Here is a 21358-nt window from a genome sequence, read left to right as displayed (position 1 = left end):
CAGGCCAGCCTTTGCCTCACGGGAGTCATACTGCCTAATAGACCGATAGCAATGCAAGGAAAGGCCAACGCCACAAGAACGCCAACCAAAGCGCCACTCAGGCAAAAAAATCAAAGCTTCTGCTCCATGGCTAACCCAAAAACCCTCTTCCACTGCTGAGCCTGCTTCTCATCCCGCATGGGCAAATCCCACTGAGGACACTTAGCATCCCGAACCTTCAACGCGAGTTGAAAACCCTCAGCAACTCTCTTGACCTCTGCCCCCTGAATATCCGCAAAAATATAATCCCCGCGAACGCCGTGAACGTCCAACCTACATAACCTCTTCCCCGCGGCCAGCCGAACCACCCCCCATTCAGCCTTGAGCTCATGCGTCCAATCACCATCATGAATATTAGCCGCCACTTCACGCCGGCGCCGCAGCCAATAAACAACCGCCGCCACAACTAAAGCAGCAGCCACCACGGCAGCGCCAACGGCAACCCCAAGACCAAAATGCGCCGACAACGCATCAAACGACCAGACCGCGCCGTATATCAGCGCGGCCAGCACCGCCAGACCCACAACGATAGGCATCTCGAATCACCCCGCAAAACGAACCGGCCATCAGCGTAGCACGGTGCGTCCGCGGGATCATCAGCAAGAAACTATTGCACCATCCGGCAACCAGCACACCTATCGCGGCAGCAACACAAACGCTGGGCAACCATCAAGCCGCCCGCAGGGCATCAATCACCCCCGCCGTCACTGCGGCTTATGCGTGGCCGCCCATTGCTTCACCGCCTCCAGCGTATTCTCGACATGCTTGTCCGGCGACAAACTCGTGTACTCGTAAATGATCTTGCCGTCCGGCGCAATCACGTACGACACCCGGTTCGCCATCGAGTTGTGCATCGGCAAACCCGCGTCGTAGGCGCCAATCACCTTCGCATCCGCGTCAGCCGCGACCGGAAACTTGCTGCGGCATTCGCTTACCGAAAACTTCGTCAACGTGTCGATGTTGTCATGCGACACGCCAATCACCGTCGCGCCGTACTTCTTGTATTCGTCCACGGCGTCCGCGAATTCATGCGCTTCGATCGTGCAGCCCTTCGTGAAAGCCGCCGGATAGAAGTACAACACCACCGGCCCCTTCTTCAACTCATCAGCCAGCGTGTAGGTGTAGGTCTTGCCGCCAAGCGACGCCTGAGTCGTGAAATCCGGTGCCGTGTCGCCAGGCTTGAGCGTCGCAGACGCCGTCAAAGAATGCAGCGCAAACCCCGCCGACAATACGGTCGCCAGCAATACCGGCATGAACTTTCGTTTCATCTCGAGCCCCTCCAAGCGTTGATGCACATTTGTCCGTGCAATGAATGAAGTCATACCCCGCTGCGCCCCGCGGCCGCGTCAAGCCATGACTTATCCACTATTGGACCACGTCCAGAGAAAGCACGCTGGAAGACCCGGCGAGCGCGGCGCGCAGCCCTACTCCAACCCCGCATGCGCGCCAAACCATGCCGCGGCGGACAGATTCAGCTCCGCCAGCACCTCGGGCGTCAGCGCCGCGAAGCCAGCTGGCGCCTCGTCACTGGCGGCAATCGACGCCGCGTCCATCCGCTCGTCCGCGCCCTGGTCGGCGGCCGCGGCGATCTTCAGCAGCGCACCCAGCGCCCCGCTCTGCTCGACGATCGCATCGCGGATCTGCGATGCCAGCCCTAGCTTGTCGAGCGCCTCGGCAGGCGTCGTGCCCAGCACCACGTGCACCAGCGAAAAGATTCCGGTCATAAACGCAGCGTCCGCAAAGTCTTCGTCCGACGGACGCAGCCAGCGTGCCGCCAGTTCCATAAAGCGCGAGCGCGTGCCGGCCAGTTGCACCAGCGGATCGGAACGCCACGGCAGGTCACCGCCGTCGGCATACAGCAGAAGTTGCGCCCAGCGCGCGATCTGCCGTGTGCCGGCGGCGATAATCGCCTCGCGCAGCGAGGCAATATTGCGTCCGAGGCCGAACGCGCTCGAGTTGACGAGGCGCAGCAACTGCACTACGACGCTCGGGTTGCGCTTTAACTCCGCCTCGAGCTCGATAATGCCCCCGTCGCTTGCGAGGAGCGCCAGGAGGCGCAGCAGCGCCGGGCGCGACGAGCGGTTGCGCGGCGCGGCCAGCACCTGTGGGCGGGCGAAAAAGTATCCCTGGAACAGGTGGAAACCGAGCTCACGCGCCAGCGCAAAGTCCTCCCGCGTCTCGACCTTCTCGGCAATCAGCGTCTTGCCCTCGGCGAGCACCACTGCAGCCAGCGTCGGCAAGGCCTCCCGGGGTGTCTGCAGGAAATCGATCTTGACGATGTCGGTATGCGGCAGCACGGCGCGTAAGCCCTCCGTCAGCTCGCTGACATCGTCGAGTGCCACCTGGAAACCGGCGCGACGCAGTTCGCCAAGCCGGCGCACGAGCTGCGCGTCGAAGCTGACGGTCTCGAGGATTTCGAGCACGAAGCGCTCGGGCGACATCAGGTGAACGATGTCGTCGAACAACAGGTCGCGGCCGATGTTCACATAGCCGCGATGATGGCCGAGCACCGCCGACACGCCAATCCCGCCAATCGTGCGCGCGACCACCTGGGCGGTCGCCTGGGCGTCGTCGCTGACCTCGGCGTAGTTGTGCGCGCCGGAGCGGAACAGCAGTTCGTAAGCGTTCAGCGCGCCGTCGCGGTCGAGTATGGGCTGGCGTCCCAGATAGACAAAAGGCGCCTCAGCCGCCAGTTGGGTGTCCTGGGCGGTTTGTGCAAGCACCTTGACGTGCCCGGGCTTAGCCCCGGCAGGGAACGGTTCAGACATGGCTCATCGGTGCATGAATTCAGAAAGACTCCGCGGCGGACGCGAATTGCCGCGGCCGCCTCGAGTGTCCGGCTTGCTACCAATAACGGTCAGCGAACCGCGCCACTTTAACCGAATCCGTAGGGCATGACTCAGACGCTGGACCTACCCATCATTACCGGCAGTTTTTTTGCAGGAACTTTTGCAGTAACCGCTAAAGATTTCAGCGCAGCGGTCGTTATCTCGTTCTGATAGGCGGCTTCATAGCTCTCGACGATCCGCGCCGGGCAGGCGGAAGCGAGCCGGACCGCCTGCAGACGAAACCAGGTTGCCAGCGAGAAACATGGAAGCGAACAGGATCACCGCGCCCCGTCGGGGCTCCTTGCGCACGGTCATTGACCGGGTCCGTGCGTTAGGCCGCCGCGCAGACGCCTTACCTCAGCCGAGCGCCAGCCGCTCGCCTCTCGAGCAGGCCGTCGGTGCGGTCGACCTGCTTGCCCACGTCGACCGGGAGCTGCACTTCCTCTACGTGTCCGAGGCGAGTCTGCGCTTTATCGGCTACCACCGCGAATATCTGCAAACGATCACGCTGCACGATCTGGTCGCGCCCGCCGACGTCGAACGCCTCGACGCCCTGCTGGCCCGCGCATCGGCCACCGGCGGCGTCGAAAAGGCGACGCTCGACCTGATCAAGTCGCTGACCTATCCGGTCACCGTCGAGTTGCGCGTCGTGCGCAGCAGCCACAACGGCGTTGAGGGCTTTGCGATAGCCGGCTTCGACGTGTCGGCCTGGCGCGCCACCGAAGAGCGCCTGACCCATGCGCTGCACCACGACCGCCTGACGGGCCTCGCCAATCAGTCCGCGCTGATGCCGGCGCTGCTCGACGCCCAACAGCAAGCCGACACGCACGGCACGCCCGCCGCCCTGCTGCTGCTCGACATCGACGATTATCAGCGCGTGAACCGCGCGCTCGGCTACGACGCCGGCGACGAGATGCTGCGCGAAACCGCCCGACGCATATTGAACACCGCAACCCAGGGCGAGAGGATCGCGCGGGTCGCGAGCGACGAATTCGCCATTCTGGTGCCCACTGCGACGACCCGCACGTACGCGGCCACCGCCGCCGAGGCGCTGGCGCGGCGCCTGCTGACCGCGATCCAGCAGCCCTATGTTTTCAACGGCCAGCAGGTGCATCTGTCGGCGAGCATCGGCATCGCGTTATATCCGGACGTGCATCACGTCAATGACACCGTCGAGCATGACAACCACCTGCTGCGTTGGGCCGACCACGCCCTGCTGCAAGCCAAGGCGGCTGGCGGCAATACGCTGGCGTTCTACGTGCCCGACGACAACCCGGCCGACGTCGAACGCCTGAAGCTAGAGGCCGACCTCTACGACGGCGTGCGCAATGGCGAGTTCTCGCTCCACTTCCAGCCAATCACCAGCAGCCAGAGCCATGGCGTGGTGGGGGTCGAGGCGCTGATCCGGTGGCTTCATCCGGTGCATGGGCTGGTGCCGCCCTCGATGTTCATTCCGCTCGCGGAATCGGTCGGGCTCATCAACTACCTCGGCAACTGGGTGCTCAAGATCGCCTGCATGCAGCTGATCCAGTGGGACGCCCGTGGCATCAAGCTCCAGTACGTCGCGGTCAACGTGTCGCCGCAGCAGTTTCGCGACCCGCGTTTCAAGGACAGCGTGCGCGAGGCGATCGAGCTGACCGGGATCGACCCGCGCCGTCTCGTGTTCGAGATCACCGAAAGCCTGCTGATGCACGACCCGGCCCATGCGAAGGGGCTGCTCGAAGAGCTGACTGCGATGGGCATCCGCTTTGCCGTCGACGACTTCGGCACCGGCTACTCGAGTCTTGCCTATCTGCAACGATTCCCGCTGGCGAAGCTTAAGATCGACCGGAGTTTCGTCGAGAATCTGCTAACCTCCCGAAACGATCAGGCAATCGTTAGCGCGGTCGTCGGTCTCGCGCAGACGCTCGACCTGGAACTGGTCGCAGAAGGCGTGGAAACGGAAGCACAGCGCACGCTCCTGACCGAGATGGGATGTGATCATATTCAAGGCTGGCTCGTCTGCAAGGCGTTGCCATCCGAGGAGCTGGCGCAGCGCTTCGAGGCGCGCACCTTGCATCTGCACGAAGCGGCCTGATGCAGCCCCGGCAGAACAGGCGTTGGCGTATCGCACACCGGCTTGACGCTGGTCTGCCACTCACTGGAACACGTATGGCTTTAGCGGGAATCACATGGTAAAGGCAGCGGTGCTCGACAGGCTCTGGTCTCGAATGAGCGAGCGCGGCGATTTCCCCATGCTGTCGCAATCGCTGCGCACCACCATGGCTGCAATGAACAACGACGACCTTGACTTCTCGGGTCTCGTGCAGGTCGTGCTGTCTGATTTTGCGTTGACCCAGAAGGTGCTGCGCCTCGCCAACTCGGCGATGTACATGGCTTTCGGTGGCAATATCACCACCGTGTCGCGCGCCTTGATGGTGCTCGGCATGGACGCAGTCGGCCACCTCGTGGTCGGCCTGAAGATCGTCGATCACTTCCATCACAGCGTGCCGCGCCGCATCGACGCGAAACTCGAGCTGAACCGTACCCTGCTGTCGGGCTGCGTCGCCCGCAAGCTGACCGAGCGCGGCGACCTGCGCGCCGGCGAAGAGGCCGTGGTCTGCACGCTGATGCGGCAGATCGGCAAGCTGCTCGTGGTGTTCTACCTCGACGCCGAGTGGGACCAGATCCGCCGCCTGATCGAAACCAATATCGACGAAGTGGAAGCCTGCAGCACGGTGCTCGGCGTCACGTTCGACGAAATCGGCGCGGAAGCCGCGGTGCGTTGGCGCCTGCCCGACATGATCCGCGACGGCATGGGCGAGTTCGATCCGCACGCGACCGACGAACCGAAACAGGTGCTGTGGCTGCGTGCGATCACCAACTACTCGACCGATGTCGCGAGCCTGCTGACCACGCCGAACATGCCGGAGTGGCAACGCGATGCCCGCATGGCCGAACTCGCGCACCGCTACGGTCGCGCGCTGAACACCGACCCGGACGTGCTGGTGGAGATGAGCACCGCGCTCGCCCGCGAGGAAGACGGCGAAGGCGTGATGCGCGAGATTGTCGAGCTGCGCGCCAACGCCGATGCGATCGCCCGCGAAGCGCTCGACCCGGAGGCGCGCATCAGCGCGGGTGTCGAAGATCTGCGCGCGCTGAAATCCGATAGCGCGCTCGCGGCGGCGCTGGCGCTCGCGGCCGAAACGGTGCATGCAGGTCTCGGCTTCGCACGAACCGTGATGTTTGTCCGGCACAGCAGCGGCATGTTCAGGGCGCGCATGGGCTTTGGACCGAAGATCGACGACGCGTTGCCAAACCTGTCATTCAATACGGCATTCGAGCCCGACGTGTTTCATCTCGCCGTGGCGAACTCGGTGGGCATCTTTATAGAAAATGCCCGCGACCCGAAGATGGTGGCGCGCCTGCCCGAATGGTTCCGGCGCAGCTTCACCGATACCCGTTCGTTCGTGTTGCTGCCGGTGATCGGCGAGAATCAGTCGACCGTCGCGCTGCTGTATGGCGACTGGAGCCAGGCCGACGAGCCGCGGCGGATTTCGCAGGGAGAGATGGCGGCTCTGAATGAACTGGCCCGGGAGTTAGGGCGTTTTTTTTCCCACGCGCCGATGCAGGAGATGGAGATGCTGTGAAGGGGTAAGCTGTCCGGTTTACCACCGGGCTGAAGTGCCGCGCACCGAACTGCGGACGCGGCTCCCCTCACCGGCTCATCGCGGTCAATCCTCCGGGTTAATCCTCCGGGTTAGTCCTCGATACGCTCCAAGCCTTTTGCCTCGGCGCTGCGATCAGCAACGCCTGCCCACGCCGCCGCGGTCAGCCCTAGCTCCGCGACTTCGCTCACTGTCAGCGGCGGCAACTGCACGCACGCGGCTTCGATTTCCGCCCACGCGCCGCGCTCCAGCGCATCCACTGCCGACAACAGCTGGCCCAGCACGCCTTCACGGCGCAGAATCGCCGCCTGAATCGGCTTCGACAACGTCAGTATATTGAGCGTGTTCTCGAGCGATCCCCCGAACACCGCATCGACGAACGAAAACACCCCGGTCAGGAACGCGGCATCGGCCTCGTCGCGGCCGGCCTCCGGCAGGCGCAGCACGGCGAGTTCCATGAAGCGCGCCCGGGTGGCAGCGAGTTGTAGCAAAGGATCGTCTTCCAGTGCGACCTTGCGGCCATCTGCGTACAGCAGCAATTGCGTCCAGCGGGCGATACGATTCGTGCCGGTCGCGTTGATCGCTTCGCGCAGCGTCGTCACCTTGTGGCCAACTGCAAGCCCACTCGAATTGGCCAGCTTCATCAGGTGCATCACCAGCACCGGGTTCAGCTTCAGTTCGGCTTCGAGTTGTGCGACGGTCGGGTCGCCGGCCAGCAACTGCAGCAGGTTCAGCAAAGCGTGACGCGGCGCGCTTACCCGCCGCAAGGCTGCGGTGTGAGCGCGGGCGAAGAAATAGCCTTGAAACTTGTCGAAGCCCAGGTTGAGGGCGGTTTCGAAATCCGCTTGCGCGTCGATACCCGCGGCAATCAACAGCTTGCCCGCCGACTTCAGTACGGTGGCGAGCTTCGGCAGCAAGGCACGCGAGATGCGCGGAAAATCGATCTTCACGCCCTCGGCATACGGCAAGAGGCGTGCAAAGGTATCGTTAGGCACCACCACGGCGTCGAGCACGAAGCGGTAACGCCGCGCGTGCAGCACGACGATGCGCGCAACCAGGGCATCGTCCACTTCAATATCGGGCTGGATTTCGAACATGAAGCGCTCGGCCGGCACGAGTTCGAGCGCGTCGTCGAACAGCATCTCGCGGCTCACGTCCAGATAACCGGGATGGCCGTTCAGCGCTCCGCGCATGCCCGAATGCATCAGTGCGGCGACGACAGTCTTGGTGAAGGTGGGCTGAGCGGCGGCGCCAGGCTGCGCCTCGGTGGGGACCGTCTCTGCGTCCAGGAGGTTTGCCGCGGGATGGGCCGTCTGCCCGGCTCGCACGCTGGCCGCCGCGCCTTCTTCTGCCGGCGCTTCGTCCACGCAATGAAGCTTGAGCTCAAAGCCGCATAGCATCCCGTCCCGATCGAGAATCGGCTGGCGGGCGAAACATGCCGAGACTGGTGTGCCGTCCGTCCTGCCAGGCGTAGCACCGCCCCGGTTAGGATCGTCGACTTCGATGGTGGTCATTCCACTCCCCCGATCAGCGCCCTGGCGCTTATTGCTGTTTTCTGTTCTGGCATGCGGCGTGATCGCGCCCGAAATTTGACCCGGAGCGCGGCTGCAAACGCCGCCTGGCGCCGCTTTGCGACGCTTGACAATTTTAGCGCAGGCCGCAGCGATCAGGCATGGCCAACGGCCATTTTTGGAAAATATTCGATTCCCAATTCGACGCTGCGATCGACCGGTGAATCGACGATACTCTTGTGCAGTGCAGAAGCGTTCCAACCCGCGTTTAACCACCAAGGAAAAACCATGGATGTCAAAAGCGTGCTAGATAATGCCTTCGCCATGCCGATTACGAGCCCGGCGTTCCCGATCGGCCCCTACCGGTTCATCAACCGGGAATTCCTGATCATCACGTATCGCACCGACCCCGACAAACTGCGCGCTGTCGTGCCTGAGCCGCTGCAGGTTGGCGAGCCGCTGGTGCACTACGAGTTCATCCGTATGCCCGATTCGACCGGCTTCGGCGACTACACGGAAAGCGGCCAGGTAATTCCGGTCTCCTACAACGGCGTCGCCGGCAGCTACACGCTGGCGATGTATCTCGACGACCATCCGCCAATTGCAGGTGGCCGCGAACTGTGGGGCTTTCCGAAGAAGCTCGCCAAGCCGGTACTCGAAGTGCACACGGATACGCTGGTCGGCACGCTCGATTACGGTCCCGTGCGTATCGCTACCGGGACGATGGGCTACAAACATCGCCAGCTCGATCTCGCGCAACAGAAGAAGCGTCTGGAAGCGCCGAACTTCCTGCTGAAAGTTATGCCGCATGTCGACGGAACGCCGCGCGTCTGCGAACTGGTGCGCTACTACCTCCAGGACATCGACCTCAAGGGCGCATGGACCGGCCCCGCTTCGCTGCAACTCTCGCCGCATGCGCTCGCGCCGGTGGCCGAATTGCCGGTGCTGGAGATTGTCGAGGCGCGTCATCTGGTTGCGGATCTGACGCTTGGGCTTGGTGAAGTGGCGTTTGATTATCTGAAGTAGCCACGGGAGCAGCCGCCCGCCACACCGCGCAGTAGTGCCAAAAGGGCTGCATATGTGACCCGTGTATTATTCATGAGCAGTGCATATCATGGTTCTCCAATGTCAAACGGCCGCATCTGCGGCCGTTTGTCCTGCTGCGTGACTGCAAAGCTGCATGGGTCATGCGACACGCATGCACGTGTCGCTTACTTCAGCACAACCTTGACGTTGAAGTACTTCGCCGCAAAGCGATCGATCGTACCGTCTGCCTTCAACTCCTTGAGCGCCTCGTTGAGCGCGTCCTTGAGTGGCTTGTCGCCCTTGCGAATGCCGAAGCCCACACCGCCACCCAACAGCTTCGCGTCGCTGACCGCCGGACCCGCGAATTCGAAGCCCGCTCCTTGCGGACGGGTCAGGAAGCCCTTCGATGCCGCTTCAGCGTCCTGGAACGCGGCATCCAGACGGCCCGAGGCCAGGTCCGCGTAGATCTGGTCCTGTGTCTGATACGGCACAACGTCGACACCGGCCGGTGCCCAGATTGCCTTCGCGTAGGTCTCCTGGATCGTGCCTTGCAGCACGCCCACATGCTTGCCCTTCAGCGATGCCGCAGTCGGCAGCAGGCCGCTGCCCTTCTTCGCGATCATCTGGTTGGGGATCGTGTAGATCGGATCGGTGAAGTCGATCGCTTCGCGGCGCTGCTCGGTGATCGTCATGTCCGAGTTGATTGCGTTGAACTTGCGCGCCTGCAGGGCTGGGATCAGGCCGTCGAACGAATTTTCGACCCACACGCACTTCGCCTTGAGCTTGGCGCACACCGCATTGCCGATATCGACGTCGAAGCCCTGCAGATCGCCCGCCGGCGTCTTCGATTCGAACGGGGCATACGACGCCTCGACGCCAAAGCGGATCTCTTTGATGTCGGCTGCCGACGCGTTGCCTGCTGCTGCGGTTGCCGACGCAAAAACTGCCAGCGCGGCCATGGTTCGCCAATTCATTTTCATTCTTTGTCTTCCTCTACTGGTATGAAATCAAACAGAGTTGAATCTGCGCTGCATGATTGCTGCGCCATGATTGCGATTCAAACTCACGCGGCTGGTGTGGTGCAGCGCAGCAGCCGCGAGGGCGGGATTGTACAGGGTCGACGGGCAGACGCTGCGGGGGGAGTGGTGTGATGAGCTTGTGGAATCGTTCGAAGGCGGCCAGCGAAGTTGCAACTTCGTGTCGCGAATCGGCAAGCGTTCGATGCACGCGGCGAGCGAAATGCCGCGTGCATCGAATCGGACCGCAGCGGCTCGCTCAGGCAAGCGCAGCCAGCGTTTCCTGCGTCGTCTCGAGCACCAGCAAACCGGCGCGCAAGCCCGGCTTCACCGTGGGATTCGGAAACACGATGCGCTCTTGTTCGTGGCGTACCGTGTAGCGATAGTCGCCATCGCGCGCGAGCAAAGTGCCCTGCTCGAACGGCGTGAAATTCGCCACGTCCGCGGCGACCAGCAATTCGAACGCATCGCTTTGCTTCGTGATCTGATCGATCACGGTGAACACGCGCGGCAGCGGCGGCGCCGCATCGCCTTCGACGCCTGCCAGCAGATGACGTAGTGCTTTATCCGTGCCGGCAAAGCGCGTCAAGTCATTCTGGCCGAACGGCCGCACTTTACCGAGTTCGAGCGTGCAGGCCTCTGCACCGCACACTTGCGCGGTGAAATGCGAATACGTATTGCCCTTCGTGGTGTGCAGCAGCACGGCGGCAATGGATGCATCGCGCAGCCATTCGAACATCGCACGCGAGAGCGGCGCACCGGTATGCGGCAGCAGCGCAAACTGCTCGAACACCGACGCGCGGATTGCCGTATGCATGTCGATATGCCAGCGCGCACCGGGCGCGTATGAAGTGCCCGCGAAGAACTGCGTCGCCGCGCGCTCCAATGCTGCGGCACGCGGCGCTTCATGACTGTGCGGCACCTGTGCATGCCGGCCGCTGAAGAGGCGATTCAGATCGTCGTCGAGATAGCGGCACGCAGAGCGCATTGCGCCGACGTTACCCAGTATCACGAGCAAGCGGCATGCAAGGGTAGCCTGCCCTTCTGCGATATCGCGCACCAGTTGCGACAACAATTCGATCGGTGCGGTTTCGTCGCCATGCACGCCTGCGGAGGCGAGCACGCTACGCACGCCGCCACCCGCTGCCGCAGCGGGCTCCAGTTGCAGGATGCCTTCATCCAGCCAGGCCCACCGGACGCCGCTCGCGCAGACGCCCTGCGCCTCACTCTCTGCCGGACGTGTGCCCGCCAGCGTATACGCGAGAAAATCGCTCAGTAGCGCGTTCATGCCCTGCTCAGCGCTGGAAGTCATACAGCGATCCCAGGCCGAGAATCTGCGTCAGTTCATCAAGTGCCGTGCGCGATTCGAGCAGCAGGCTCGGATCGGTCAGGTCAGCCGGCGCGAGACGATCGCGGTAGTGCTTTTCGATCCACGCGTCGAGTCGGCCGAACAGCGCATCGTTGATCCACACGCCGGGCGTGACCGCTGCCCGTTCCGCCTCGCTCAACACCACCCGCAGACGCAGGCAAGCCGGGCCGCCACCGTTCTTCATGCTCTCGCGCAGATCGAACACGAGCACGTCGTCGATCGGGCCGCTACGCGAGGTCAAGCTACCCAGATATGCGCCGACGCGCTCGTTCTCACGGCATTCCTGCGGCACCACCAGCACCTGTTTGCCGTCGGGACGCGTGAGCAACTGGCTGTTGAACAGATACGAAGTCACAGCATCCGACACGCTCACTTGCGCGTCCGGCACTTCGATCACATCGAACTTCGCATCGAGCCTGGCCAGCTTCGCGCGCAGATCGTCGTACACCGCTTTCTGCTCGACGAACGCGAGTTCATGGCAGAACAGCGTATTGCGATTGCCGACCGCGATCACGTCGTTGTGGAACACGCCCGCGTCGATCACATCGGGATTTTGCTGCGCATAGACCGTGGCCGCTTCGGCGAGGCCATGACGCTGCGCGACTGCACGGCTCGCCTCGAAGGTCTGCCGCGCCGGAAAGCGCTTCGGCTCCGGTCCGCGGCGATATTCGCTGCGGCCGTAGACGAAGAATTCCACGCCATGTACGCCATATTCTGCACAGAAACGCGTGTGATTGGCCGCGCCTTCGTCGCCGAGTGCCGGCGTGCCAGGCAGCGCTTCATGCACGGCGAAACGTTCCTGGTCCGCGAAGATCGCGCGCAGCGTGCCGCGCGTCGATTCGTGTTCGATCGCACGGTGCAGCTTGCTGCACAGATTCGCGGGCGTGAAATGCACCCGGCCGTCGTGCGTGTCAGCGGAGGGGCTCACCGTCGCCGCATTCGCGGTCCACATTGCCGAGGCAGAACTGGCTGCGGCGAGCAGCTCAGGCGCGTCTTTCGCGACCCGTGCGATCACTGTGGCGTCGTCGCCGGAAAAACCGAGCTCACGCAACAGACGCATCGACGGCCGTTCCTGCGGCGGCAGCACGCCTTGATGAAAACCGAGGTCGGCAAGCTGCTTCATCTTGCGCAGGCCCTGCTTCGCAGCGGCCTTCGGATTGGCGACGGACTTCTCGTTGTTCTGCGACGCCACGTTGCCGAACGACAACCCGGCGTAGTTGTGCGTCGGACCGACGAGCCCGTCGAAATTGGCTTCAGTGGCTTGCATCGTCGATCCTCAGAAATGAAGGCCCGGCGACACGCTCGCGGGCATTTGCAGTTGCGCGCTTTCGACGGAAGCCATCGGGTAGGCGCAGTAGTCGGCGGCGTAATACGCGCTCGGACGGTTGTTGCCCGAGCGTCCCGTGCCGCCGAACGGCGCCGCGGACGACGCACCGTTGGTCGGCCGGTTCCAGTTGACGATGCCGGCGCGAATCGAACGCTGGAAATGCGTCCACAGCGCTTCGTCGTCGGCGAGCAGACCGGCGGAGAGGCCGAATTCCGTATCGTTGGCGCGTTCGATGGCCTCGTCAAAGTTAGCATAACGGACGATCTGCGCGAGCGGTCCGAAGTGCTCTTCGTCGGGCAGATCCTGCACGCCGGTCACGTCGAGAATCGCCGGTGTGACAAAGCCGAGTTGCGGGTCACGCTGCTCCATCGTCAACAGCGACTTCGCGCCGGCTTCGAGCAACTGAGCCTGCGCCTGAACGAGACGCTGCGCAGCACGCGCTGAAATCACCGCGCCCATGAACGGCTGCGGTTCGGCGTTGTATTCGCCCACTGTGATGCGTGAGGTCACCTCCACGAGGCGCTCGATATAGCGGTCGCCGAAAGCCTCGTTCGGTACGAAGATGCGTCGCGCACAGGTGCAGCGCTGCCCCGCCGACAGAAACGCCGATTGAATCGTGTGATGCACCGCTGCATCGAGATCCGCCACCGGTCCGATGACAAGCGGATTGTTGCCGCCCATCTCCAGCGCCAGCACGATCTCCGGACGGCCGCCAAACTGCTTGTGCAGCAGCGTGCCGGTGTCCGAGCTGCCGGTGAAAAACAGACCGTCGATCTGCCGGTGATTCGCCAATGCAATGCCGGTGTCCTTCTCGCCTTGCACGAGGTTCAGCACGCCTGCCGGCAAGCCGGCTTCGCGCCACACTTCGACGGTCGCACGGGCCACGCCCGGCGCCAGTTCCGACGGCTTGAACACCACCGCGTTACCCGCGATCAGCGCCGGCACGATGTGTCCGTTCGGCAGATGGCCCGGGAAGTTATACGGCCCAAACACGGCCACCACGCCATGCGGACGGTGCCGCAACACAGCAGTCCCATCGGCCATCGCCGCGCGCCTTTCGCCGGTGCGCTCGTTGTAGGCCTGAATCGAAATCTCGACCTTGGCCGCCATCGACGCGACTTCCGTGCGTGCTTCCCACAGCGGCTTGCCCGTTTCGCGGCCAATCGCTTCGGCAATCGCTTCCTTGCGCTCGGTCAACAATGCAGCGAAGCGGCGCACGATAGCGCAGCGCTCATCAAGGCTCAACGCCGACCATGTCGCAAACGCACGGCGTGCGCTACGCACAGCGCGATCAACGTCGTCTGCGGATGCGCTATGGCCTTCCCATACCGTCGCGCCCGTACCGGGGTTGCGCGAGGCGAATACGTGTCCTGTGCCGGCGGCCCATTCGCCGTCGATGAAAAGCTCGGTCATGATCATCCTTGTTTGTGTTTCAGCGGCAGCACCCGTACCGGGTCGCCTGCCTTCACGTCGAGTGCCGCAGCCTCTTCTGCCGTCAGACGGAACACGCCGTCCTGCGGCACGCCCGCGGCGGCGCCGACGCGGAAATCGCCCAGCGAGGTATTCGACACCAGTGACTTCGGTCCATCCTGCGGCGCGGGCGAGGCACCCAGCGCGAGGATTTCGACCGGCACCACCACGCTCTCGCGCACCGTGCGCAAGTCGGCGATATGGCATTCCAGCACCGGACCCGCATCGAAAATATCGACGTGGTTCTCGTAGCGCAGCCCTTCGGATTCGAGCATGCGACGTGCCGGGATCGTGTCGCTATGCGTGAGGCCAACGCAATCCTGCGCCTCCTGCGGCAACAGTTCGACGTAAACCGGATAGCGCGGCATCAGCTCAGCGAGAAATGCCCTGCGGCCATGCGAGCTGAGATAGTCCGCTGCATTGAAATCGATCTGATAGAAATGCGAGCCGACTGCGCGCCAGAACGGCGAGGTGCCGTTCGCGTCGAAATGCCCGCGCAACTCGGCACACAGACGCTGCGGAAACCGCTCGCGGAACTGCGCGAGAAACATGAAGCGCGAGCGCGACAGCAGCCCACCTACCCCGCTCGTGCGATACCGCGGGCTCAGGAACAGCGAGCACACTTCCGCGTAGCCGGTCAGGTCGTGTGAGATATTGAGCGCATGCATCCGCGTCCAGATGCCGAGGTCCTGGCTCGCATGCACAACCGTGCTCACGCGATAGTTGTAGAACGGCTGCTCCAGGCCCACCGACGTTTCAATGCCGCACACGCCCGCCACATCGCCCGTTGCCGTGTCTTCCATCACGAAGAAATAACCGGCCTCATGCGGCGCGGCCTTGTCTTCCATCGTGCGACGCGAGCGCGCGACGCGCGCCGCGAGTGCATCGCGATCCGGCTTGAAGGTGGTGAGACCGGGACCGGTCTCCTGAGCGAGCGCGACGAGCGCGTCCACATCGCCCGTCTGCACGACGCGAACGACGATCATTGTGCTTCTCCCGAAAGGTCATCCGGCTGTTCTTCCTGCTGATGCAGCGGCACGCAGCGCACCGCGTCGCCGTCCTGCACGCCGAGCGCCGCGCGCACCACTTGCGGCAAGGGCGCACCTGCATTCTTTTCCGCAGGCAAGTCGGCCAGCACGCAGCGGAAGTCGCCCGCGCGGTTGCTGGCGATCAAATACGTGGCGCCGTGGTGGCCGACCCCTGCTTGAGCGCCGCCGGTCTCATGCACCGCACGCGTTTCATTGCGCGTGACACAGGCACTGCGGTCGATCTGCGCAGTCAACACCGGACCCGCATCAAAGATATCGACGAAGCGGTCCGTCTCGAAGCCTTCTTCAAGGTGAATCTCATACGCGAGCAAGGCCTTCTCGTCCGGCTCGCCCAGCACGCGTTGCGCCGACTCCGGCAAAAGCGGCACGTAAACCGGATAGCTCGGCATCACTTCGGCGATAAAGGTCCGGCTGCGGCCGCCCGATTCGATTTCGATGTCGGCGAAATTGCGGCCAAAAAACTTTCGACCCACCGCTTCCCAGAACGGCGACACGCCCTGCTCATCCGTCACGCCCAGCAACAGCGAGAACACCTCGGACGTGAAGCGCTTGCGGTTCGCGGCGATATACATCATCCGCGCGCGGGACATCAGATGCGCCGCGGCGTCGCCACGCAGTGACGGGTCAATGTAAAAACCCGCCAGCCGGCTCTTGCCGGTGAGTTCGTGCGACATGGTCAACGCGTGAATCTTGCGATTCACATGCAGCTCGCGTGACGCATGAATCAACGCGTCGTTGCGAAACGCGTAGAACGGTTCCGAGTAACCGGCGGCCGCAACGATGCTCGCCGTGCCCAGCAGCTTGCCGGTCTCGCTGTCTTCGAGCACGAACAGATAGAACTCCTCGCCCGGAAAATCGACTTCCGCACGAAACGAGTCCTCCGACAGCGCGACGCGCGCTTCGAGCGCACGACGGTCATGCGGCAGCGAGTGCAGCACGGGCTGAGCCGTGCGCGCCATGTGTTCGAGCGCATCGAGATCGGCGAGGCGGCCGGGGCGTACGAAGAGCATCGTCGTTCCAGTGGTTAGAGGTGATGCAAGCGGTGATCCAGGCGGTAGTGCAGGTGCGAGGCCGGCTGCGCGGCTCAGCGTGCCGGCGCTTCCGCCGTGGCGACCACCGCTTCGATCGCCTTCGCGAGGCGCGCGAAGCCTTCGTACATATCGTCCAGCGGCATGATCAGCGACGGCACAAAGCGCAGCACGTCCGGACCCGCCATCAGCATGATCACGCCGTGCTGACCCGCCGCAGTGACGAAATCTTTCGCACGGCCCTTGAACGCGTCGGTCAGCTCCGCGCCGATCAACAGGCCTTTGCCGCGCACTTCCTTGAAGAGGCCAAAGCGCTCGTTGAGCTTCGCCAGTTGTCCCTTCAGCGCCTCGCTACGCGAACGCACGCCTTCGAGCACCTTCGGATCGCTGATCAATTCGACCACCTTCTCCGCAATCGCGGCGCCGAGCGGGTTGCCACCGTACGTGGTGCCGTGCACGCCCACCTTGAAGTGCGCAGCGAGTTCTTTGGTGGTCAGCATTGCACCGATCGGGAAACCGTTGCCGAGCGCTTTCGCCGTGGTCAGGATGTCCGGCGTCACGCCCGTGTCCTGGTACGCGTAGAAATAGCCGCTGCGGCCTACACCCGTTTGTACCTCATCAAAAATCAGCAGTGCGCCGTGCTGGTCGCAGGCTTCGCGCAGCGCTTTGAGGAACGCCGGATCCGCCGGGATCACGCCGCCTTCGCCCTGGATCGGCTCGACGATCACCGCACAGGTCTTTGCACCGATCGCCTTGCGGGCAGCTTCGATATCGTTGTACGGCAGATGCACGATGCCTTGCGGCACCGGACCGAAGCCTTCCGAGTACTTCGGCTGGCCACCGACACTGACCGTAAAGAACGTGCGGCCATGGAACGACTGCGTGAACGAGATGATTTCGTCCTTCTCGATGCCATGACGGTCGAAGGCGACGCGGCGCGCCAGTTTCAGCGCCGCTTCGTTGGCTTCCGCGCCGGAGTTGGCGAAGAACGCGCGGTCGGCGAAAGTCAGGTCTTCGAGACGTTTGGCAAGGCGCAGCACCGGCTCGTTGGTGTAACCGTTACCAATGTGCCACAGCTTGCTGCCCTGCTCGCTCAGCACTTTCAGCAGTTCCGGGTGCGCATGACCGAGCGCCGTCACGGCAATGCCGCCGGCGAAGTCGATATAGTCGCGGCCCTGCGTATCCCAGACGCGCGACCCGAGACCGCGGTCCGGCACGAAGGCGGCGGGCGAGAACACCGGCACCATCACTTCGTCGAAAGTCTGGCGCGTCACAGTCAGGTCGTTGTCGTTCATGGCAAATCCTCGTTACAGGTAACAGGTATAGCGTTAGTGTAGGAAACCACGGGCGAAACGTCTTGCGCATACGCGACGGGTTCTATCGGGCTTGTCGTCGCGCACGGCGGTATTTGGCGCCGCGGACGGCTAGCGCTCCGTTTCATCAGGGCGTTCGATCAGTGCCGCCGGTCGCGGCTCACTCGCCGCGCTGCCGGTCGCGCCGGTCTGTTTTTCGATCCAGTTGCGGCGATCCTCGCGCGGCGTCACGCCAAAACGCTCGCGATAAGCGTTCGAAAAGTGCGCCGCCGACGAAAACCCGCACGCGAGACTGATCTGCACCACCGATTTGCTGGTGCGCTGCAATTGCGTGCGCGCCTTCGACAGACGCAGCCCCAGGTAGTATTTGGACGGCATCGAGCCGAGGTATTGGCGAAACAGGCGCTCCAACTGCCGCCGCGACACGCCGACCAGACCGGCGATTTCATCGCTGGTCAGCGGATCTTCGATATTCGCTTCCATCAGCAACAACGCGTCGTTCAGGCGCGGATGGCGCTCGCCCGGCGCCGTCACGAACGGAATCCGCTGACGTTCCTCACCGGCGCGCAGCACGCCGACGCCGAGCGTATCGGCGATACGATCGGCTAGTTCGGGACCGTGCTCGCGCGCGATCATCGCCAGCATGAAGTCGACGGTCGCCTGGCCACCCGCACAGGTGGCGCGATCGCGGTCGATTTCGAAGATCTGCTGGGTGACGATCGAGCGCTCGAACTGCTCGGAGAACTGCTGGTAGGTTTCCCAGTTGACGCTCACGCGATAGCCAGACAGTTGGCCCGCCATCGCGAGCCACCAGACCCCATGATGGATGCCGGTGACAAGCGGCGTGCGCTGACCGACCCGCGACAGGCTCGCGAGGAACAGCCGGTAATCGGCAAACTGCTGGAAACGCTCGCTGACGATGATCAGCCAGTCGCACGAGATGGCGTCGCCGAACGCCGCATCTGCGGGCCATTGAGCGCCCCCGGCGAGCTGCACGGGCCGGCCGTCCCACGAGCATACCTGCCAGCGGTACAGCGCGCGGCCGTCGATTTCATTGGCGAGATTGAGCGCATCGACAATCGGCCCGACGCCCGACATCGACACCGGCGGCAATGCAACGATTGCCACCTGCGTGGTGCGGGTCGGACTGGACGGTCGGGCCATCAGCGGGTGCGATGCGGAGCGCGGCGGCCGCGTTACTTGAGGCTGCCGGAGAGGAACTGCTTGAGGCGTTCGCTGCGCGGCGAGGTCAGCACCTCGGCAGGCACGCCCTCTTCCTCGGTACGCCCCTGATGCAGGAACATCACATGATTCGACACGTTGCGCGCGAAACCCATTTCATGGGTGACGACGATCATCGTACGGCCCTCTTCGGCGAGCTTCTGCATCACCTTCAGCACTTCGCCGACCAGTTCCGGGTCGAGCGCGGAAGTCGGCTCGTCGAACAGCATCACATCCGGATTCATGGCCAGCGCGCGGGCAATCGCCACACGCTGCTGCTGGCCGCCCGACAAATGCGACGGATACTGCTTTTCCAGACGCGGCGCGAGACCCACCTTCTCCAGATACTCGCGAGCACGCTCCTCGGCTTCGCGGCGCGACAGGCCAAGCACATGAACCGGCGCTTCGATGATGTTCTCGATCACGTTCATGTGCGCCCACAAGTTGAAGTGCTGGAACACCATCGCGAGCTTCGTGCGGATGCGTTGCAGCTGCTTGTGATCGGCCACTTCCAGATTGCCGCTGCGATCGGCCTTGGTGCGCACCGTCTCGCCGTCCACGACGATCTGGCCGGCGTTCGGCCGTTCCAGGAAGTTGATGCAGCGCAGGAACGTGCTCTTACCCGACCCGCTCGCGCCGATGATGCTGATCACGTCGCCCTTGTTGGCGTTCAGCGATACGCCCTTGAGCACTTCGTTATCGCCATAGCGCTTGTGGATGTCCTGCACGGCGAGCTTGCAGGCTTCAGTTTGAGTCGTGTGGAGCAAGTCGCTCTCCCAAGGTGAATACAGATCCGTCTACAGACCCGCCCTATGACAGCGGTGACGGGGTGAACCGCAGCAAAACCCGCCGCTCAACGCGGCCGCGCCGCCAGATACGCCAGCCAGTGCCGCTCGGCGCGCCGGAACAGCGCCACCAGCGCGAACGATACAACAAGATAGATCAGCGCCGCGATACCGAATGCGCTAAACGAGTCGTACGTGGCCGAATTGGCATCGCGCGCCACCTTCAGGATGTCCGGCACGGTCGCCGTGAACGCAACCGTGGTGGCGTGCAGCATCAGGATCACTTCGTTACTGTACAACGGCAGCGCGCGACGCAGCGCGGACGGCAGGATGATGCGGCGATACATGGTGAACCAGCTCATCCCGTAGGCCCGTGCCGCTTCCACTTCTCCGTGCGAGGTCGAACGGATCGCCCCGGCGAAAATCTCGGTCGTATAGGCGCAGGTGTTCAGCGCGAACGCGAGAATAGCGCAATGGAAACCGCTGCGGAAGAACGCGTCGAGCAGTTGATGCGAGCGCACGAACTCGAGGCTGTACATGCCGGTATAGATCAGCAGCAACTGCACATACAAGGGCGTGCCGCGAAACACATAGGTGTAGAAACGCACCGGCGTCGACAGCCAGCGCTTCTTCGACACCCGCGCCACCGCCAGCGGAATCGCGCAGACAAAGCCGATGCCGATCGACGCCACCAGCAGCCACAGGGTCACGGCGAGGCCGGACAGACGCTGGCCGTCCCAGTAGAGGAAGGCCCGGCCGAATTGGGAAAGGATCTCGATCATGGTCTATCTCACAGCTCCGCGTGCCGCACGCCAATCGAATAACGCCGCTCCAGCCAGATCAGCACGAGGTTCGACATCGTGGTGATCGCGAGGTAGATGAGCGCGGCGATGAGGATGAAGAAAAACATGTTGAAGGTGCTTTTGCCGGCGTCCTGGGCCGCCTTGACGACGTCGGCGAGGCCGATGATCGACACCAGCGCGGTCGCCTTAACCAGCACCTGCCAGTTGTTGCCGATGCCCGGCAGTGCGAAACGCATCATCTGCGGAAAGAGGATGCGGGTGAACACACGCACCCCGCTCATGCCGTAAGCCGCACCGGCTTCGAGCTGGCCGCGCGGCACCGCGAGGAAGGCGCCGCGGAACGTCTCAGTGAAGTACGCGCCGTAAATAAAGCCCAGCGTGATCACGCCGGCCACGAACGGATCGATGTCGAACTGCGGCAGATTCAGTGCGTCGGTCAGGTTGTTGACCCCGATCTGGATGCTGTAGAACAACAGCAGCATCAGCACGAGATCGGGCACCGAGCGGATCAGCGTCGTATACGCCGTGCCGATCATGCGCAGCGGCCGGTTCAAGGAGAGCTTCGCCGCCGCACCGGCCAGCCCGAGCAGGACCGCGGCCGCGAGCGACAGGACCGACAGCTCGATTGTCTGGATCGTACCGGCGAGGAGCACCGGACCAAAGCCGTAAAGGACCACGTTTGTCTCCATCCAGGTTTGCAAGGGGTCTGGCGGCGCATGGATAGCGCGGCCGTTGCAGGCCATCCGGCAGGCATGGCGCGGATACTCGCAAGCGAAATTGATTTGCTCAAACAGGCAGCCTGCGGCATGTTGCGACGCAACATTGGACGTTTCAGTCCATTGAGCGCGCAAGACCCTTGTTCCAGTAGGTGATATGTGTTTGTAAGCGCCACCGGACCACGCGAGTCCACGCCGCGATTTAGCAAG

The 21358-nt window shown here is 63.2% G+C and carries 18 protein-coding genes; 3 read left to right on the top strand and 15 right to left on the bottom strand.

Translation table 11 applies throughout. The features are described from left to right. Positions 1-110 precede the first annotated feature (110 nt). From P3T40_RS41875 to P3T40_RS41865, 3 genes are all read right to left on the bottom strand, one after another. Positions 111-575, bottom strand: a complete 465-nt coding sequence (locus tag P3T40_RS41875; RefSeq protein ID WP_429273537.1) for a hypothetical protein — start codon at positions 573-575, stop codon at positions 111-113. A 168-nt stretch (positions 576-743) separates the two neighbouring features. Further along, entirely contained in the window at positions 744-1307 is a 564-nt protein-coding gene (locus P3T40_RS41870; RefSeq protein ID WP_429273536.1) for a peroxiredoxin, read from the bottom strand. A gap of 156 nt (positions 1308-1463) precedes the next feature. Next, positions 1464-2807, bottom strand: a complete 1344-nt coding sequence (locus tag P3T40_RS41865) for an EAL and HDOD domain-containing protein (RefSeq protein ID WP_429273535.1) — start codon at positions 2805-2807, stop codon at positions 1464-1466. A gap of 322 nt (positions 2808-3129) precedes the next feature. Here P3T40_RS41865 and P3T40_RS41860 point away from each other — a divergent pair, with 322 nt between their 5' ends. Then, complete coding sequence (locus P3T40_RS41860; RefSeq protein WP_429273534.1) at positions 3130-4944, top strand: putative bifunctional diguanylate cyclase/phosphodiesterase; 1815 nt, start codon at positions 3130-3132, stop codon at positions 4942-4944. Positions 4945-5038: 94 nt separating this feature from the next. After that, positions 5039-6496 carry an HDOD domain-containing protein gene (locus P3T40_RS41855; RefSeq protein WP_429273533.1) on the top strand — a complete coding sequence of 486 codons (1458 nt, stop codon included), beginning with the start codon at positions 5039-5041 and terminating at the stop codon, positions 6494-6496. A 110-nt stretch (positions 6497-6606) separates the two neighbouring features. Here P3T40_RS41855 and P3T40_RS41850 read toward each other — a convergent pair whose 3' ends face one another. Continuing rightward, positions 6607-8028, bottom strand: a complete 1422-nt coding sequence (locus P3T40_RS41850; RefSeq protein ID WP_429273532.1) for an EAL and HDOD domain-containing protein — start codon at positions 8026-8028, stop codon at positions 6607-6609. Between the two features lie 285 nt (positions 8029-8313). Here P3T40_RS41850 and P3T40_RS41845 point away from each other — a divergent pair, with 285 nt between their 5' ends. After that, positions 8314-9051 (top strand): acetoacetate decarboxylase, encoded by a 738-nt coding sequence (locus tag P3T40_RS41845; protein ID WP_429273531.1) that lies wholly within the window; start codon positions 8314-8316, stop codon positions 9049-9051. Between the two features lie 185 nt (positions 9052-9236). Here P3T40_RS41845 and P3T40_RS41840 read toward each other — a convergent pair whose 3' ends face one another. The 11 genes from P3T40_RS41840 to P3T40_RS41790 all read right to left on the bottom strand — a co-directional run bounded on the left by P3T40_RS41840 (position 9237) and on the right by P3T40_RS41790 (position 21109). Beyond that, entirely contained in the window at positions 9237-10031 is a 795-nt protein-coding gene (locus tag P3T40_RS41840) for an ABC transporter substrate-binding protein (RefSeq protein ID WP_429273530.1), read from the bottom strand. 295 nt (positions 10032-10326) lie between these two features. After that, positions 10327-11379 carry a succinylglutamate desuccinylase gene (gene astE, locus P3T40_RS41835; protein ID WP_429273529.1) on the bottom strand — a complete coding sequence of 351 codons (1053 nt, stop codon included), beginning with the start codon at positions 11377-11379 and terminating at the stop codon, positions 10327-10329. Next, entirely contained in the window at positions 11363-12703 is a 1341-nt protein-coding gene (astB, locus tag P3T40_RS41830; RefSeq protein ID WP_429273528.1) for an N-succinylarginine dihydrolase, read from the bottom strand. Before astB ends, astE begins: the two co-directional genes overlap by 17 nt. Positions 12704-12712: 9 nt before the next feature. Then, positions 12713-14176 carry a succinylglutamate-semialdehyde dehydrogenase gene (astD, locus tag P3T40_RS41825; protein WP_429273527.1) on the bottom strand — a complete coding sequence of 488 codons (1464 nt, stop codon included), beginning with the start codon at positions 14174-14176 and terminating at the stop codon, positions 12713-12715. Between the two features lie 2 nt (positions 14177-14178). After that, positions 14179-15219, bottom strand: a complete 1041-nt coding sequence (gene astA, locus P3T40_RS41820) for an arginine N-succinyltransferase (protein ID WP_429273526.1) — start codon at positions 15217-15219, stop codon at positions 14179-14181. Then, positions 15216-16292 (bottom strand): arginine/ornithine succinyltransferase subunit alpha, encoded by a 1077-nt coding sequence (gene aruF / locus P3T40_RS41815; protein ID WP_429273525.1) that lies wholly within the window; start codon positions 16290-16292, stop codon positions 15216-15218. Before aruF ends, astA begins: the two co-directional genes overlap by 4 nt. A 74-nt stretch (positions 16293-16366) precedes the next feature. Then, the gene (locus P3T40_RS41810) at positions 16367-17605 is read right to left on the bottom strand and encodes an aspartate aminotransferase family protein (protein WP_429273524.1); all 1239 of its coding nucleotides are present in this window, start codon (positions 17603-17605) and stop codon (positions 16367-16369) included. 129 nt (positions 17606-17734) lie between these two features. Then, a complete protein-coding gene (locus P3T40_RS41805; protein ID WP_429273523.1) occupies positions 17735-18787 on the bottom strand; it encodes a GlxA family transcriptional regulator in 1053 nt (350 codons plus the stop codon). Between the two features lie 32 nt (positions 18788-18819). After that, a complete protein-coding gene (locus P3T40_RS41800; protein ID WP_429273522.1) occupies positions 18820-19611 on the bottom strand; it encodes an ABC transporter ATP-binding protein in 792 nt (263 codons plus the stop codon). Positions 19612-19697: 86 nt separating this feature from the next. Then, a complete protein-coding gene (locus P3T40_RS41795; RefSeq protein ID WP_429273521.1) occupies positions 19698-20411 on the bottom strand; it encodes an ABC transporter permease in 714 nt (237 codons plus the stop codon). An 8-nt stretch (positions 20412-20419) separates the two neighbouring features. After that, a complete protein-coding gene (locus P3T40_RS41790) occupies positions 20420-21109 on the bottom strand; it encodes an ABC transporter permease (RefSeq protein WP_429273539.1) in 690 nt (229 codons plus the stop codon). Positions 21110-21358: the final 249 nt, after the last annotated feature.

The sequence above is a fragment of the Paraburkholderia sp. EB58 genome, assembly GCF_050436665.1.
Taxonomy (GTDB): domain Bacteria; phylum Pseudomonadota; class Gammaproteobacteria; order Burkholderiales; family Burkholderiaceae; genus Paraburkholderia.
Note: the sequence above shows the minus strand (reverse complement) of the source record. Positions and strands in the feature narration are given on the sequence as shown.

What these genes read in the sequence shown, in the direction of transcription:
- P3T40_RS41875 (WP_429273537.1), bottom strand. Translation starts at nt 575, where the DNA reads ATGCCTATCGTTGTGGGTCTGGCGGTGCTGGCCGCGCTGATATACGGC.
- P3T40_RS41870 (WP_429273536.1), bottom strand. Translation starts at nt 1,307, where the DNA reads ATGAAACGAAAGTTCATGCCGGTATTGCTGGCGACCGTATTGTCGGCG.
- P3T40_RS41865 (WP_429273535.1), bottom strand. Translation starts at nt 2,807, where the DNA reads ATGTCTGAACCGTTCCCTGCCGGGGCTAAGCCCGGGCACGTCAAGGTG.
- P3T40_RS41860 (WP_429273534.1), top strand. Translation starts at nt 3,130, where the DNA reads ATGGAAGCGAACAGGATCACCGCGCCCCGTCGGGGCTCCTTGCGCACG.
- P3T40_RS41855 (WP_429273533.1), top strand. Translation starts at nt 5,039, where the DNA reads ATGGTAAAGGCAGCGGTGCTCGACAGGCTCTGGTCTCGAATGAGCGAG.
- P3T40_RS41850 (WP_429273532.1), bottom strand. Translation starts at nt 8,028, where the DNA reads ATGACCACCATCGAAGTCGACGATCCTAACCGGGGCGGTGCTACGCCT.
- P3T40_RS41845 (WP_429273531.1), top strand. Translation starts at nt 8,314, where the DNA reads ATGGATGTCAAAAGCGTGCTAGATAATGCCTTCGCCATGCCGATTACG.
- P3T40_RS41840 (WP_429273530.1), bottom strand. Translation starts at nt 10,031, where the DNA reads ATGAAAATGAATTGGCGAACCATGGCCGCGCTGGCAGTTTTTGCGTCG.
- astE (WP_429273529.1), bottom strand. Translation starts at nt 11,379, where the DNA reads ATGACTTCCAGCGCTGAGCAGGGCATGAACGCGCTACTGAGCGATTTT.
- astB (WP_429273528.1), bottom strand. Translation starts at nt 12,703, where the DNA reads ATGCAAGCCACTGAAGCCAATTTCGACGGGCTCGTCGGTCCGACGCAC.
- astD (WP_429273527.1), bottom strand. Translation starts at nt 14,176, where the DNA reads ATGACCGAGCTTTTCATCGACGGCGAATGGGCCGCCGGCACAGGACAC.
- astA (WP_429273526.1), bottom strand. Translation starts at nt 15,219, where the DNA reads ATGATCGTCGTTCGCGTCGTGCAGACGGGCGATGTGGACGCGCTCGTC.
- aruF (WP_429273525.1), bottom strand. Translation starts at nt 16,292, where the DNA reads ATGCTCTTCGTACGCCCCGGCCGCCTCGCCGATCTCGATGCGCTCGAA.
- P3T40_RS41810 (WP_429273524.1), bottom strand. Translation starts at nt 17,605, where the DNA reads ATGAACGACAACGACCTGACTGTGACGCGCCAGACTTTCGACGAAGTG.
- P3T40_RS41805 (WP_429273523.1), bottom strand. Translation starts at nt 18,787, where the DNA reads ATGGCCCGACCGTCCAGTCCGACCCGCACCACGCAGGTGGCAATCGTT.
- P3T40_RS41795 (WP_429273521.1), bottom strand. Translation starts at nt 20,411, where the DNA reads ATGATCGAGATCCTTTCCCAATTCGGCCGGGCCTTCCTCTACTGGGAC.